Consider the following 13,579-nt stretch of genomic DNA (forward strand, 5'->3'; position numbering starts at 1 on the left):
TCTGATAAATTGTTAAAGAGCAGCGCCACATTCTACTGCGGCGCGGGCTGCATATATTATGCTTTCCCGCTGAAGAGTCAAGATTTTATTTTCTTTTCCCTTCCTGACTAAGCCGGCTTACAAGCCGTTGTGCCGTGTCAGTGGAGGCGCATTATAGGGAGTTCTTTTTGGCTGACAAGTACTAAATGCAAAAAAAGATTCGTATGTCGCTTTTTTCATCAAAGCGCGAGTTTTTCCAACTTTTCGAAGCCATAACGCTGCAAAACGGGCGTTAATTGTACAGCTTCCGCAGTCATTTCCATACAAAAGGCCAGGTTGTTATCGGAAGAGCGCGCATCAGGCGCCTCATGCTCCAGCAGCCAAACGGTACGCCGGGCAATGGCGGCGGCCGAATCAATAAAACGCGTTCCCTCTGGCAAAACCTGCTGTAGTTCTTCAGCCAGCAAAGGAAAATGAGTACAGCCCAACACCACCGTGTCCGGCGGTTCCGCCATACGCAGCCACGGCTGCAGGATACGGCGAATCGCATCAAGCGACACCATCTGACCGTGCAGCTTCATCTCCGCCAGCTCCACCAGCTCGCCCGAACCCAGCATTTCAGTCTTACATTCACTGGCAAACTGAGCAATCAGATCGTGGGTATAAGAGCGGCGCACCGTCGCCCGCGTCGCCAGCAATCCCACCACGCCGTTGCGCGTCAGTCTGGCGGCAGGTTTGATCGCGGGCACCACGCCAACCACAGGAAAATCAAAGCGCGCCCGCAGCGCAGGCAGAGAAACGGTGCTGGCCGTATTGCAGGCGACAATCACCATTGCTAAAGGATAACGACGCGTTACCGCCTCCACGATCGCTACAACGCGCTCGACAATAAACGCTTCCGATTTTTCCCCATAGGGAAAAGCAACGTTATCAAAGGCATACAGATAATGGAGATCCGGCAACAGCCGCCGAACCTCATCATAGACAGAAAGCCCACCCACACCGGAATCAAATACCAGTACGGTGGGCCGCTGATTAGAAACTGTAAGTTCCGCTGAGATAGAACTCTCTGCCTGGGGTTTCGAAGCCATACGCTGTCTCGTAATCTTTATCGAACAGGTTGGCGATTCTACCACGAACCGTCAGCTGAGAGGTGACGGGATAAGCAACCGCAAGATCCCACAGGCTCATGCCGCCCAGCTTCACGCGCCGCGTCGGCGTGCTGCTATAGTCTGTATCATAGCGCGAGCCGGTGTAGAGCCAGGTTAATGACCAGTCGAAATCAGACAGCGTCCAGTCCAGTTGATATTTCACCAGCTGCCTGGCACGACGCGCCAGAACCTGGTCAGTTTGCGTATCGCGCGGATCGTTATAGTCCCAGGAAAGCTGATGGCTTAGCGGCCCGGTATCGAACTGCGCCGTTGCCTCAATACCTTTAATCCGCACCTGCTGAATATTGTAATAACGGTAAGAGGCATCGGTATTAATCATATTGTCGATATCATTACGATACGCCGATACGCGCCAGTTAACCGCATGAGTTAAACCTTCAACGCCGCCTTCCCACTGTTTGCTTTTTTCCGGCGAGAGATCAGGATTGCCATAGCCCGGTGAATAAACCTGCCCCAGATTCGGCGCTTTAAAGGCGGTGCCGTAAGAGGCAAAAAGCCGGTAGCCTTCGATAAACTCCCAGGCAGCGGCGCTTTGCCAGGTGCTATGCCAGCCGAACTGGTTGTTATCATCACCGCGCACCGCTCCTTCCAGCGTTACGCTGCCGAACTGCTGCTGCCCCGTCAGGTAGAGCCCTGTATTGCGTTGTTGATAACCCTGCGCCAGATAATTAGTGCCCGGCTCCGTGGTTTGTTTCTGCCAGTCCACGCCAGCGCTGACTTCTCCCTGCGCCACACGCAGGGTATTGCCCCACTGCAGGTTATATTGCTGGATATCGTCCAGCGTGGAGATAGCGTTATAGCGGCCCAGACGCGGATCGTAATTATAATCTTTAGTGCGGCTGTAGCTGGCGATCAGCTGGGTCGAATAGATATCGTTCTGAAAACGCAGCCCGCTATCCCAGTTGCGGCTGTACAGCTGCCGCGTATCCCTGATGCCTGTTACCTGGGTATAGCTGCTGTCATAAAGGTAATCGGAATCGTAGGCGCTGCGGTTGCTGAAGCCATAGCCGCGTATAAAGCCGCTAAGCTCATTGGTAAACTGCTGCTCAATCGAGCCATACAGCGTTTTACTCATGAAGCCATCACGATCGGGCTGGGCTGGGCCATAAGCGTTAGGATAGCCCGCCCTGACATCGAACCCTTTGGTATAGGTGTAGTCTCCCGCCAGCGTGAGCGTCGTCGCCTCGCCCAGCTTTTGCTGCGTCGCGCCGTCATAGGTCTGATAGCCGTGGGAGCCGACGCCCGCCGTTAAGCTGCTGCCGGGCTGCCCGCGTCCGGTAATAATATTGATCACGCCGCCAATAGCGTCTGAGCCGTATACGGCGGAACGCGCGCCACGGATATATTCGATGCGCTGCACCAGCGAGAGCGGAATCTGGCTAAGATCGGACGATCCGCTAATGCCCGCCTGATTAAGCCGCACGCCGTTAATCAAAATCAGCACATGATCCGATTCGGTGCCGCGAATAAACAGCGAACTTTGCTGCCCCAGGCCGCCGTTAACCGCTGAGTTGACGCCGGGCAGGCGGCGCATCACATCCACCAGGCTTTTCGCCTGCCAGCGTTCGATATCATCGCGGGTGACGATGGTAGTGGGCACCAGTACAGAGGAAACCGGCTGAGCAAAACGATTTGCTGTTACTACGATATCATTATTACCGCTGGCGGCGATGCCGAACGGCACCCAGCAGGAAAGTGCCGCAATAGCCAATGCCAGCGGCGTTTTTTTCATTATCATCATTTATCAAAGCATCCAAAAGATCGGGCAGGATGCCGCAGTGGTACGGCCAATAGCACGCGATAGCCGTAGAGTGCGACGTATTACCGGCAGGTCTTCGGGCTTGGAATCTATTATATGGCGATGACTTCCCATCAAATGACAGTGTCTGCTTGCGCTATCGCCACGACATTCCTTACCGCTGCGCGTCAGCCCCAGAATCGCACTGGGTTCCCTGTTAACTCAGCAGGAGACCGGCTCGCGCAGTCTACAAGCGCGCTTTTTGGAAGTCCAGACTTCCAGGTTGCCCTTCTCAGTAAACGTGAGAAGGCTGGACATCGCGCAGTGAATCCCTACAATCGCCCGGCAAGTTTGCCATTCAATCAGGAAAAGCCATGACGCCCGAACAACTGCCTGTCGAACAATATGAAGCCCAGCTCGCGGAAAAGGTGACGCGCCTGCAAACGATGATGGCGGCCTTTTCTGCGCCGGAGGTCGAGGTATTTCGCTCGCCGGCCAGCTACTATCGTATGCGCGCTGAATTTCGCATCTGGCACCAGGGCGACGATCTTTACCACATCATGTTCGATCAGCAGACGCACCAGCGTATTCGCGTCGATCAATTTCCGGCCGCCAGCCGGCTGATCAATCAGCTAATGCCAGTGATGATCGCTGCGATCCGCGACAATGACGCGCTACGCCGCAAGCTTTTCCAGATTGATTATCTCTCCACGCTCAGTAACCAGGTCGTTATCTCACTGCTTTATCACCGCAAACTTGATGAGCAGTGGCGGCAGGCGGCGCAGGCGCTGCGTGACGAGCTACGGGCGCAGGGCATTGACGTACAGCTGATTGGGCGCGCCACCAAAACCAAAATCTGCCTCGATTGCGACTATGTCGATGAACGGCTGCCGGTCGCCGGGCGCGACATGATCTATCGCCAGATCGAGAACAGTTTTACTCAGCCCAACGCAGCGGTGAATATTCAGATGCTGGAGTGGGCGCTGGAGGTAACTAAAGGCGCGCAGGGCGATCTGCTGGAGCTGTACTGCGGCAACGGCAACTTTTCGCTGGCGCTGGCGCGTAACTTCCGCCGCGTGCTGGCAACGGAAATCGCCAAGCCTTCGGTCGCGGCCGCCCAGTATAATATCGCGGCCAATCAGATCGATAATGTGCAAATTATTCGCATGGCGGCCGAGGAATTTACCCAGGCGATGAACGGCGTGCGCACCTTTAACCGCTTACAGGGTATCGATTTGCAGAGCTATCAGTGTGAAACGATTTTCGTCGATCCGCCGCGTAGCGGGCTGGATGAAGAGACGGTGAAGCTGGTGCAGGGCTATCCGCAGATCCTCTATATCTCCTGTAACCCGCAAACGCTGTGTCAAAATCTGGAAACGCTGAAGGAAACCCATGTTATACAACGTCTGGCGCTGTTCGATCAGTTTCCTTATACCCATCATATGGAGTGCGGCGTTCTGCTGACGCGCCGTTAAAACCCGGCGGGAAGCGTCTGCCCGGCAGGGCGACAGCGGAAACTTCCCGCAGGTTGGCTGCCTGGCGCTATCGCGCGGATAGCGCCCCGGCATCAGCTTCTCTTACGCAGTTTGCTGCCAATCCAGAAGATCAGCGCCACCATTAAAACGGTCGGGATAAAGTTCGAGCCGATTTCAGGGTGGTCGGCGCGAACAATCGCGCTGTAAAGCAAAATGCCCAGCAGAAAAAACGCGGCGGCCAGCGCAGGCATACCTTCCGGCATCGCGCGATCGAGGTAACGTTGATGCAGGCTCCAGGCAGCAAGGCCCAGCGCAAGAACGGGAAAGATAGAGAACGGCACAAAAGTATTAAACAGGGCCGAAAAAGAACCGTTAATCGCGAGGCCGGTAATAAACGCCAGCACCAGGGTTCCTTTATCGCGAGGGTTCTGATCTGTCATAGCTTATCCTTTTTTATATGTTAGTCAGGACTATCGAGCGTGACCGCTGTCCGCTCTTGTTCACGGCGATACCAGTAGTAGGCGCCTTTAGAGATCATACGCAGCTGCAACACTAGCCGTTCTTCCAGCCTGCGCCTCTGCTCCACGTCAACATCCAGCGCTTCCGCGCCCGCATTGAACACAATAATCACCATCGCCTCCGCCTGCGCTTCGGTAAAACTACGCGGCATACGGTTTTCCAGCTCAAGATAATCGGCCAGTTCGGCGATAAAATGCTGGATTTCACGCGCCACGGCGGCGCGAAACGCAGCGGAGGTGCCCGAACGCTCGCGCAGCAGCAGGCGGAAGGCGTTAGGATTGCTTTCAATAAACTCCATAAAGGTGGCGACGGAGGTTTTAATTACGCTGCCGCCTTTGGCGATACGCTGACGTGCCTGGCGCATAAGCTGCCTGAGCATCAGGCCGCTTTCATCCACCATGGTTAACCCCAGTTCATCCACATCACGAAAATGCCGATAAAACGAGGTTGGAGCAATACCGGCTTCGCGCGCCACTTCGCGTAAACTCAGGCTGGCAAAACTGCGCTCGGCACTTAGCTGACTAAATGCCGCTTCAATAAGTGAACGTCGTGTACGTTCTTTTTGCTGTGCTCTGACGCCCATCATTACTGCCTGTTAGCCTACCGGAGGCCCACTATAACAAATAACTCAGCGTACAGTCCGTCAAAGTTTGTGAACGGCTGTTAACCTCACGCTTTAGCAAATTGCGGCTAAAATCACTGCAGGAATTGGGATGTGAGCGCTGAGATGTTAGAATCACGTTGCTAAAATGTGTATAAAATAAAGGAAGTGCCGGTATGCAACATGCTTACGATTACGATGTTATTGTGATTGGCTCTGGCCCTGGCGGCGAAGGCGCCGCGATGGGCCTGGTCAAACAGGGCGCCCGTATTGCCGTGATTGAGCGCTATCACAATATTGGCGGCGGCTGCACACACTGGGGAACGATACCGTCCAAAGCGTTGCGACATGCGGTCAGCCGCACTATCGAATTTAATCAAAACCCTTTATACAGCGATCACACCCGCCATCTTCGCTCCTCTTTCGCCGATATCCTGGCGCATACGGAAAACGTTATTAGCCAGCAGACGCGCATGCGCCAGGGTTTTTACGAGCGCAACCACTGCGAACTGTTTCAGGGCGACGCCCGCTTTCTTGACGCCAACACCATCGGCCTGACGCATCCTGACGGCTCGGTCGATCGCCTGACGGCGGAAAAATTTGTGATCGCTTGCGGTTCTCGTCCCTATCATCCGGCGGATGTCGATTTCACCCATCCGCGCATCTATGATTCCGACTCAATCCTTAATCTCCATCATGAACCGGGACACGTGATTATCTATGGCGCCGGCGTAATCGGCTGCGAGTATGCCTCGATCTTTCGCGGCCTGAACGTCAAGGTGGATTTAATCAATACGCGCGATCGCCTGCTGGCGTTTCTCGATCAGGAGATGTCCGATGCGCTCTCCTATCACTTCTGGAACAGCGGCGTGGTAATTCGTCACAACGAAGAATTTGAGAAGATTGAGGGCGTAAGCGACGGGGTGATCATGCACCTTAAGTCGGGCAAAAAAGTTAAGGCGGACTGCCTGCTTTACGCCAACGGACGCACGGGCAACACCGATTCGCTGTCGCTGGAAAATGTGGGGCTGGAAGCGGATGGGCGCGGGCTGCTTAAGGTTAACAGTATGTACCAGACCGCACAGCCGCATATCTATGCCGTAGGCGATGTCATCGGCTATCCCAGCCTGGCCTCCGCCGCCTACGATCAGGGGCGCATCGCCGCACAGGCGGTGATAAAAGGCGAAGCGACGGCGCATCTGATTGAAGATATCCCCACCGGCATCTACACCATCCCGGAAATCAGCTCCGTAGGAAAAACCGAACAGCAGCTGACGGCGATGAAAGTGCCTTATGAAGTGGGCCGCGCGCAATTTAAACATCTGGCGCGTGCGCAGATCGTCGGTATGAATGTCGGCAGCCTGAAAATCCTGTTCCATCGCGATACGAAGGAGATTTTAGGTATTCACTGCTTCGGCGAGCGCGCAGCTGAAATTATTCATATCGGCCAGGCGATTATGGAGCAAAAAAACGGTGGCAACACGATCGAATATTTTGTGAATACCACCTTCAACTATCCCACAATGGCGGAAGCCTATCGCGTAGCCGCCCTGAACGGCTTAAACCGCCTGTTTTAACGTGGTTTCCATTTTGCCCTGCATATGGCTGCGAATCGCTTCAGCCAGCTGCTCATAGCGGCTGCGCAGAGGCGATCCCGGCCGGTAAACCAGCGCGATAGTGCGCTGCGGCACGGGCTTATAGCAGGAAAGATAGCTGATGCCGTCGCGGGTGCGCTCAGGCGGCACCGCCAGCGCAGGCAGCAGCGTAATGCCGCTTCCGGCCGCCACCATGTTACGCAGCGTTTCAAGACTGGTTGCGCGGAAGTGAGTGTCTTCATCGGCGCCGGCCTGAAAGCAGAAGCCCATCGCCTGATCGCGCAGGCAGTGTCCATCTTCCAGCATCAATAACTTCTCGCCCGCCAGATCGGACATCGGCACGCGATCGCGATCCTTCCACGGATGATCCTGCCAGATCGCCAGCTTCATCGGTTCATCAAACAGCGGAACCTCAATAAAGGCCGCGCTCTCTTTAACCAGCGCCAGAATAGCGCAGTCAAGCTTGCCGCTATCCAGCTGGCTTAGCAGCTGCTGCGTTTGCGCCTCGTGCAGATACATCTCCAGCCTGGGAAAGCTTTGATGCAGCATCGGAATAATATGCGGCAACAGATAGGGCCCTACGGTCGGAATCAAACCGATATGCAGCGGACCAGACATCGCCTCGCCCTGCTGGCTGGCCATCTCCTTCAGCACTTTAACCTCACGCAGTACGGTGCGCGCCTGATCGACCAGCAGTAAACCCGCCTGTGTAAACAGCACTTTACGGCTGGTGCGCTCCAGCAGCATAACGCCCAGCTCATCCTCCAGCTTACGGATCTGCCCGCTCAGCGTCGGCTGGCTGACATGGCAGGCATCGGCCGCGCGCCGAAAATGGCGATGTTCTGCGAGGGAAACCAGGTATTCAAGATCACGAATATTCATTTTATCCTCCGAGCCACGATAGCCCGTGGCAATGGATAGAATAGCAATGAACGATTAGCCCTATCAAGCCTGGATAAGAATAATGCACAGCAGAAGATAAATATGAACCGCAACGTTAATTAAGAGGTGCTGATTCTTATGTTTGCAAGTCAGGAAGGCAAAAGCGTCCCACAGGTTACTTTCCATACGCGCCAGGGCGACAGCTGGGTTGATGTAACAACTGACGAGCTGTTTAAGGGCAAAACCGTTATCGTATTTTCGCTGCCGGGCGCGTTTACCCCAACCTGCTCTTCCAGCCATCTGCCGCGTTATAACGAGCTGTCAGGCGTATTCGCCAGTCATGGCGTTGACGCCATCCTGTGCGTTTCCGTTAACGATACCTTTGTGATGAATGCGTGGAAAGCGGATCAGCATGCAGAAAATATCACCTTCATTCCGGACGGCAACGGCGATTTTACCCGCGGCATGAACATGCTGGTTGAGAAAGCGGATCTCGGCTTTGGCCCGCGCTCCTGGCGTTACTCAATGCTGGTTCGCGACGGCGTTATCGAAAAAATGTTTGTAGAGCCGAACAAACCTGGCGACCCGTTTGAAGTTTCTGACGCTGATACGATGCTGCGCTATCTGGCGCCGGAATTTAAAGTGCAGGAATCGGTCTCGCTGTTTACTAAGCCAGGCTGCCCGTTCTGTACCAAAGCGAAACAGATGCTGCTCGATCGCGGCATTCAATATGAAGAAATTGTGCTGGGACAGGATGCCACTACCGTCAGCCTGCGCGCCATGACCGGAAGGGCGACCGTGCCGCAGGTATTTATCGGCGGACGTCATATTGGCGGAAGCGACGATCTGGAAAAATTCTTTCAGGCTGCCTGAGAATCCGGAGGCCGGCTCTCAAGCCGGTTTTCAGATGTGCCTATAAAAATAAATCTGAAGTCAGAGGTTGGCGGGCAAGAATGCCCGCCTTTTTTATTACTTTCGTAAGCTACACCGGAGACTGTCAGGCATAAAGTATGATGAGTGACAGCAGCTAAATAATTAACCGGTTTTTTGCTTTTCGTCATTGGAAAGAGAGCAAATAACCTGTTAAACATTAGCAAATCTGATGTTGTCGTTAACAATTACTCTGATTAAGGCCGCAGATTTCCTGGCTTGCCGTGGATCATATTAAGCATCAGCTCTTCCGCATATGCCAGGCCTCTTTCATAACCCATGGCGGTTCCCTTAATGGCGCCGAGAACGATACCCACGGCCGCGCCGGCCAGCGCGCCAAGGAATCCGGTAATGCCGCCGCCGATGCCGATTAAATCATAGCGGGACGCGCCGCCCCAGTCGCCCCATATCGCCAGCGTCCAGGCGCCGACCACAGCTCCGCCGACCGCGCAGATGGCAAATTCGCCGATATTGGCCAGCATATTCGCGCCATAGCCGCCGGACACGCTTACTAATTCATTATGGTTCAATTCACGCATGATAATTCCCTTTAAACAACGTTAGTCCAAACTTCAACTCTCTTACTCGATTTGACCATTCCTGATCGATTCGAAAGCTTTCATTGCCATGTTATAACAAAACTCATAGGAAACCAGTAAACCGCCGATAACGCCGCCGATGGCGCCGATAATAGCTCCGGTAATGGCGCCGACGGGATGACCGATAAGGCTTAAGCCTAAATAACCCGTATTTTTACCGCCATGAACCCAGCCAATAGCGGCCCCGGTTACAGCAGCAGCAAAGCCGCCAAGCGCAGCGGTATGCAGGCGATCCGCGAGAAAGTCAAAAAAACCATCGCCCTCACCACCAGCAACGATAGTTATTTCCTCAAAAGAAAGTTGTCTCATATTTCCCTCTCGTTATTTAATTAATTATTGTTAATCAGGTTGCTGTTTTGATAAACAGGACAAAAAGAATAGAAGAATGCCTAAATATTAACATCGAAAAAAATCCATTTTAAAATTCCATTCTAAATAAAAGATAAGTTTTAACAAATTATCAGATGGCGAATGATTATTTTAAGAAGTAATAAGATGATTAAAAACATGCGGTTAATTCTGGCGCCGCGCAGCAATATCTTACTGTAATGAAAATAAGGAATTAATATGGAAAAGGAGAATTTATTCATTCTCCTTTCTGGTTATTGGCGGGATTTAATTAAGCCGCTGCCGCGCATGCAGAATGGCTTTTTGCACCTGCTGCGGCGCTACGCCGCCCTGCGCATTACGTTTATCCAGGCAGGACTGTAGTGAAAGAATTGAATACACATCCTGTTCGATAACCGGGCTAAACTGCTTCAGCTGCGTCAGCGTCAGGGCTTCCAGCGCGACGCCCTGAGCAATCGCCGCAACCACAGCCTCGCCGACGATATGATGGGCCTCCCGGAAAGGAATGCCTTTAGCAACCAGATAATCGGCCAGCTCCGTCGCGTTAGCATAGCCCTGCTCCGCCGCCTCCTGGCAACGCGGACGCTTCACCTGCAGACCATTCAACACCAGCGCCGACATATGCAGGCAGTCAAGCCAGGTATCGAGCGCATCGAACAGCCCCTCTTTATCTTCCTGCATATCCTTGTTATAGGCCAGCGGCAGCCCTTTCAGCGTCATCATCATAGCGGTCAGCGCGCCCTGCACGCGCCCGCATTTGCCGCGAATCAGTTCCAGCGCGTCCGGATTCTTTTTCTGCGGCATCAATGAAGAGCCGGATGTGACACGATCGGATAGTTCGACAAAGTTAGCTTCGCCGGTATTAAAGAAGATGAGATCTTCGGCAAAACGCGACAGGTGCACCATGCCGATAGCCGCATCGGAAAGCAGTTCCAGCGCATGATCGCGATCGGAAACGCTATCCAGACTATTACGCGTGGCTGAAGCAAAACCGAGCCAGCCGGCCAGCTGCTCGCGATCGATCTCATAGGCGGTGCCGGCCAGCGCGCCGCAGCCCAGCGGGCTAACGTCAAGGCGCTTTAGCGTATCCTGCAAACGGCTTTCATCCCGCGCCAGCATTTCAACATAGGCCAGACACCAGTGGGCAAAGGTGACCGGTTGAGCGCGCTGCAGATGAGTATAACCCGGCATTACCGCATCCTGATTCGCCTCCGCCGTCGCCACCAGCGCCTGCTGCAGTTCGCGCACCGCGCTTAACAGCTGCAGCACCTGCTCTTTGCACCACAGTTTCAGATCGGTAGCGACCTGATCGTTGCGGCTGCGTCCGGTATGAAGCTTTTTACCCAGCGCGCCGACCTTATCGATCAGCTTGCCTTCCACCCAGCTATGGATATCTTCAGCATCGCTTTGCAGGATCTGCTGCGGATTTGCGCGTACTTCTTCCAGCAGCGCTCCCAGCGCGGTTTCCAGCTGCTGCTGCTCTTCTGAAGTTAAAACGTTAACGGTTACCAGCGCTTTAGACCAGGCGACGGAGCCAATAATATCCTGTTCCGCCAGACGGTAGTCAAAACGCAGCGAATCGTTAAACTGCTTGAAGCGTCCATCGGCCGCCTGTGTAAAGCGTCCACCCCATAATGCCATGTTAAATGCTCCTGAAATCTGTTGCGCACCGGCTGCGCCTGGCTTTTTCCTGGGCGACGCGCAGGCATCGCCCTTACCGTTTATTGTTTCTCGTTCAGCGCGCGAATGCGTGAAGAGAGCGAGAACAGTCGGATAAAGCCGCCGGCATGGCTGTGGTCGTAAACTTCATCTTCGCCGAAGGTGGCGAACTCTTCGGAGTAGAGGCTATTCGGTGATTTCTTCTGGATCGCCGTCACCTGGCCTTTATAAAGCTGCAGCACCACTTCGCCGTTAACCTCGGCGGCCAGCGATTCAGCGGCGGCCTGCAGCGATTTACGCAGCGGCGCGAACCAGCGTCCGTCATAAACTACGTAAGACATCTCCAGCCCCAGCTGCTCGCGCCATTTAAAGCTGTCGCGATCCAGCACCAGCTGCTCCACCGCGCGCAGCGCGTTAACCATAATAGTGCCGCCGGGAGTTTCATAGCAGCCGCGTGATTTAATGCCTACCAGACGATTTTCAACGATATCGATACGGCCAACGCCATGTTTGGCGCCCAGCACATTGAGTTTTTCCAGGCACTGGAACGGGCTCAACGCTTCGCCGTTAACGGCTACCACGCGGCCCTTTTCTACCGTTACCGTGACCTGCTCCGGCCGATCCGGCGCTTCCAGCGGATCGACGGTCCAGACCCAGCAATCTTTATTCGGCGCGTTCCACGGGCTTTCCAGCACGCCGCCTTCGGTAGAGATATGCCAGGCGTTTTCATCGCGGCTGTAAATTTTTTCCAGTGAGGCGGTCGTCGGGATATTGCGCTCTTTCAGATAGTCGAGCAGCGCTTCGCGGGAACGCAGGTTCCATTCACGCCACGGCGCTACCACTTTCAGCTGCGGCGCCAGCGCGGTATAGGTGGTTTCAAAACGTACCTGATCGTTGCCTTTACCGGTAGCGCCATGACAGAGCGCATCGGCGCCCACTTTCAGCGCCAGTTCAACCTGCGCTTTAGCGATAATCGGACGCGCCATTGAGGTGCCCAGCAGATAGCTGCCTTCATACAGCGCGCCGGTCTGCAATACCGGATAAACGTAATCGCGGATAAACTCCTCACGCAGATCGGCAACATGGCATTCTGAAGCGCCGGACTGCAGCGCTTTCTTCTCAACGCCGACCAAATCTTCACGATCCTGGCCGATATCCGCCACGAAGGCGACCACTTCGCAACCGTAGTTCTCTTTCAGCCACGGAATAATAGCGGAGGTATCCAGGCCGCCGGAGTAAGCCAGAACGATTTTTTTAATGCCTTGATTTTGCATTTCTTAATCCTTGAAAGTAGTTTCTTTATGCGTGAATCCGGGTGCCGATCGGCACGCCGTTAAACAGAGAAGGCAGCCGCTCGGCATGGCGCCAGCTGGCGATATCCACCGGACGTCCCAGCGTGCGCGCCGCATCCAGCGCCGCATTAACTTTAACAATCATGCCGTCGGTAATAATGCCCTGGGCAATCAGCTGCTCCGCTTTTGCCGCCGTCATTTCAGCAATCCGTTGGCCTTTGCCATCAAGAATACCGCTAACGTCGGAAAGTAAAATCAGATCCGCCGCCAGCGTCGCCGCCAGCGCCGTCGCCGCCTGATCGGCGTTGACGTTCATCAGTTCGCCCGCCTCGGTAATGCCAATCGAACTGACGATCGGCATATAGCCCGCCTGCAGCAGCATCGTTAACAGCGCAGGCGCACCCGGCTGCGCCTTGCCGACATGGCCCAGCTCATCATCAAACTGCGTCACGTTAGCCATATCGCCATCGCCCAGACAAAGACCAACCGCCGGGATATGATGCTTTTTCGCCCAGGCCAGCAGGGTTTTATTCGCCGTACCCGCCAGCGCGCCGGTAATAATGTCGATTTGATCGGCAGGCGTAACGCGCAGGCCATGCTTCTTTTGCACCGGCAGAGAGAGCTTCTTCATCAGCTCATCCACCAGACAGCCGCCGCCGTGAACGATCAACAACGGACGCTGGTGCGCTTCCCGGTAAGCCACCAGCGCGGTAAACAGACGCGCCAGCGCTTCTTCGCTATCGAGCAGCACGCCGCCCAGTTTGATAATCAGTGGAGTCGTCATCATATT

Annotated in this window: 13 protein-coding genes and 1 riboswitch; of the genes, 3 read left to right on the forward strand and 10 right to left on the reverse strand. The window is 54.5% G+C overall.

Annotated elements, in window-relative coordinates; genetic code table 11:
- Positions 1–218: 218 nt before the first annotated feature.
- Both murI and btuB read right to left on the reverse strand, forming a co-directional pair.
- Positions 219–1,070: a glutamate racemase gene (murI, locus tag FKM52_RS17740; protein ID WP_141177491.1), complete on the reverse strand. Its 852-nt coding sequence runs from the start codon at positions 1,068–1,070 to the stop codon at positions 219–221.
- Positions 1,015–2,892: a TonB-dependent vitamin B12 receptor BtuB gene (gene btuB, locus FKM52_RS17745; protein WP_141177492.1), complete on the reverse strand. Its 1,878-nt coding sequence runs from the start codon at positions 2,890–2,892 to the stop codon at positions 1,015–1,017. Before btuB ends, murI begins: the two co-directional genes overlap by 56 nt.
- Before the next feature lie 68 nt (positions 2,893–2,960).
- Positions 2,961–3,141, reverse strand: a riboswitch (cobalamin riboswitch).
- 122 nt (positions 3,142–3,263) lie between these two features.
- Between btuB and trmA the strand changes: the two genes are divergently transcribed.
- Positions 3,264–4,364 carry a tRNA (uridine(54)-C5)-methyltransferase TrmA gene (trmA, locus tag FKM52_RS17750; RefSeq protein ID WP_141177493.1) on the forward strand — a complete coding sequence of 367 codons (1,101 nt, stop codon included), beginning with the start codon at positions 3,264–3,266 and terminating at the stop codon, positions 4,362–4,364.
- A gap of 92 nt (positions 4,365–4,456) precedes the next feature.
- Here the strand turns inward: trmA and FKM52_RS17755 are convergent, their stop codons facing one another.
- Both FKM52_RS17755 and fabR read right to left on the reverse strand, forming a co-directional pair.
- Entirely contained in the window at positions 4,457–4,804 is a 348-nt protein-coding gene (locus FKM52_RS17755; RefSeq protein WP_141177494.1) for a YijD family membrane protein, read from the reverse strand.
- 20 nt (positions 4,805–4,824) lie between these two features.
- On the reverse strand, positions 4,825–5,466 hold the full coding sequence (gene fabR, locus FKM52_RS17760) for an HTH-type transcriptional repressor FabR (protein ID WP_141177603.1): 642 nt from the start codon (positions 5,464–5,466) through the stop codon (positions 4,825–4,827).
- Positions 5,467–5,660: 194 nt separating this feature from the next.
- Between fabR and sthA the strand changes: the two genes are divergently transcribed.
- Positions 5,661–7,061: a Si-specific NAD(P)(+) transhydrogenase gene (gene sthA / locus FKM52_RS17765; protein WP_141177495.1), complete on the forward strand. Its 1,401-nt coding sequence runs from the start codon at positions 5,661–5,663 to the stop codon at positions 7,059–7,061.
- On the opposite strand, the gene oxyR is transcribed toward sthA, so the two are convergent.
- Positions 7,044–7,961, reverse strand: coding sequence for a DNA-binding transcriptional regulator OxyR (gene oxyR, locus FKM52_RS17770; RefSeq protein WP_141177496.1), 918 nt, complete (start codon positions 7,959–7,961; stop codon positions 7,044–7,046). The two genes, sthA and oxyR, sit on opposite strands and share 18 nt — an antisense overlap.
- A gap of 138 nt (positions 7,962–8,099) precedes the next feature.
- On the opposite strand from oxyR, the gene FKM52_RS17775 reads away from it, so the two are divergent.
- The gene (locus FKM52_RS17775; protein ID WP_141177497.1) at positions 8,100–8,834 is read left to right on the forward strand and encodes a redoxin family protein; all 735 of its coding nucleotides are present in this window, start codon (positions 8,100–8,102) and stop codon (positions 8,832–8,834) included.
- A gap of 254 nt (positions 8,835–9,088) precedes the next feature.
- Here the strand turns inward: FKM52_RS17775 and FKM52_RS17780 are convergent, their stop codons facing one another.
- From FKM52_RS17780 to argB, 5 genes are all read right to left on the reverse strand, one after another.
- Positions 9,089–9,430 carry a Blp family class II bacteriocin gene (locus FKM52_RS17780; RefSeq protein WP_141177498.1) on the reverse strand — a complete coding sequence of 114 codons (342 nt, stop codon included), beginning with the start codon at positions 9,428–9,430 and terminating at the stop codon, positions 9,089–9,091.
- A 42-nt stretch (positions 9,431–9,472) separates the two neighbouring features.
- Positions 9,473–9,799 (reverse strand): hypothetical protein, encoded by a 327-nt coding sequence (locus FKM52_RS17785; RefSeq protein ID WP_141177499.1) that lies wholly within the window; start codon positions 9,797–9,799, stop codon positions 9,473–9,475.
- Positions 9,800–10,105: 306 nt separating this feature from the next.
- Positions 10,106–11,479: an argininosuccinate lyase gene (gene argH, locus FKM52_RS17790; protein ID WP_141177500.1), complete on the reverse strand. Its 1,374-nt coding sequence runs from the start codon at positions 11,477–11,479 to the stop codon at positions 10,106–10,108.
- Between the two features lie 80 nt (positions 11,480–11,559).
- The gene (locus tag FKM52_RS17795; RefSeq protein WP_141177501.1) at positions 11,560–12,771 is read right to left on the reverse strand and encodes an argininosuccinate synthase; all 1,212 of its coding nucleotides are present in this window, start codon (positions 12,769–12,771) and stop codon (positions 11,560–11,562) included.
- 25 nt (positions 12,772–12,796) lie between these two features.
- Positions 12,797–13,573 (reverse strand): acetylglutamate kinase, encoded by a 777-nt coding sequence (gene argB, locus FKM52_RS17800; RefSeq protein ID WP_141177604.1) that lies wholly within the window; start codon positions 13,571–13,573, stop codon positions 12,797–12,799.
- Between the last annotated feature and the right edge of the window lie 6 nt (positions 13,574–13,579).

Source organism: Mixta tenebrionis (assembly GCF_006517625.1).
Lineage (GTDB): Bacteria > Pseudomonadota > Gammaproteobacteria > Enterobacterales > Enterobacteriaceae > Mixta > Mixta tenebrionis.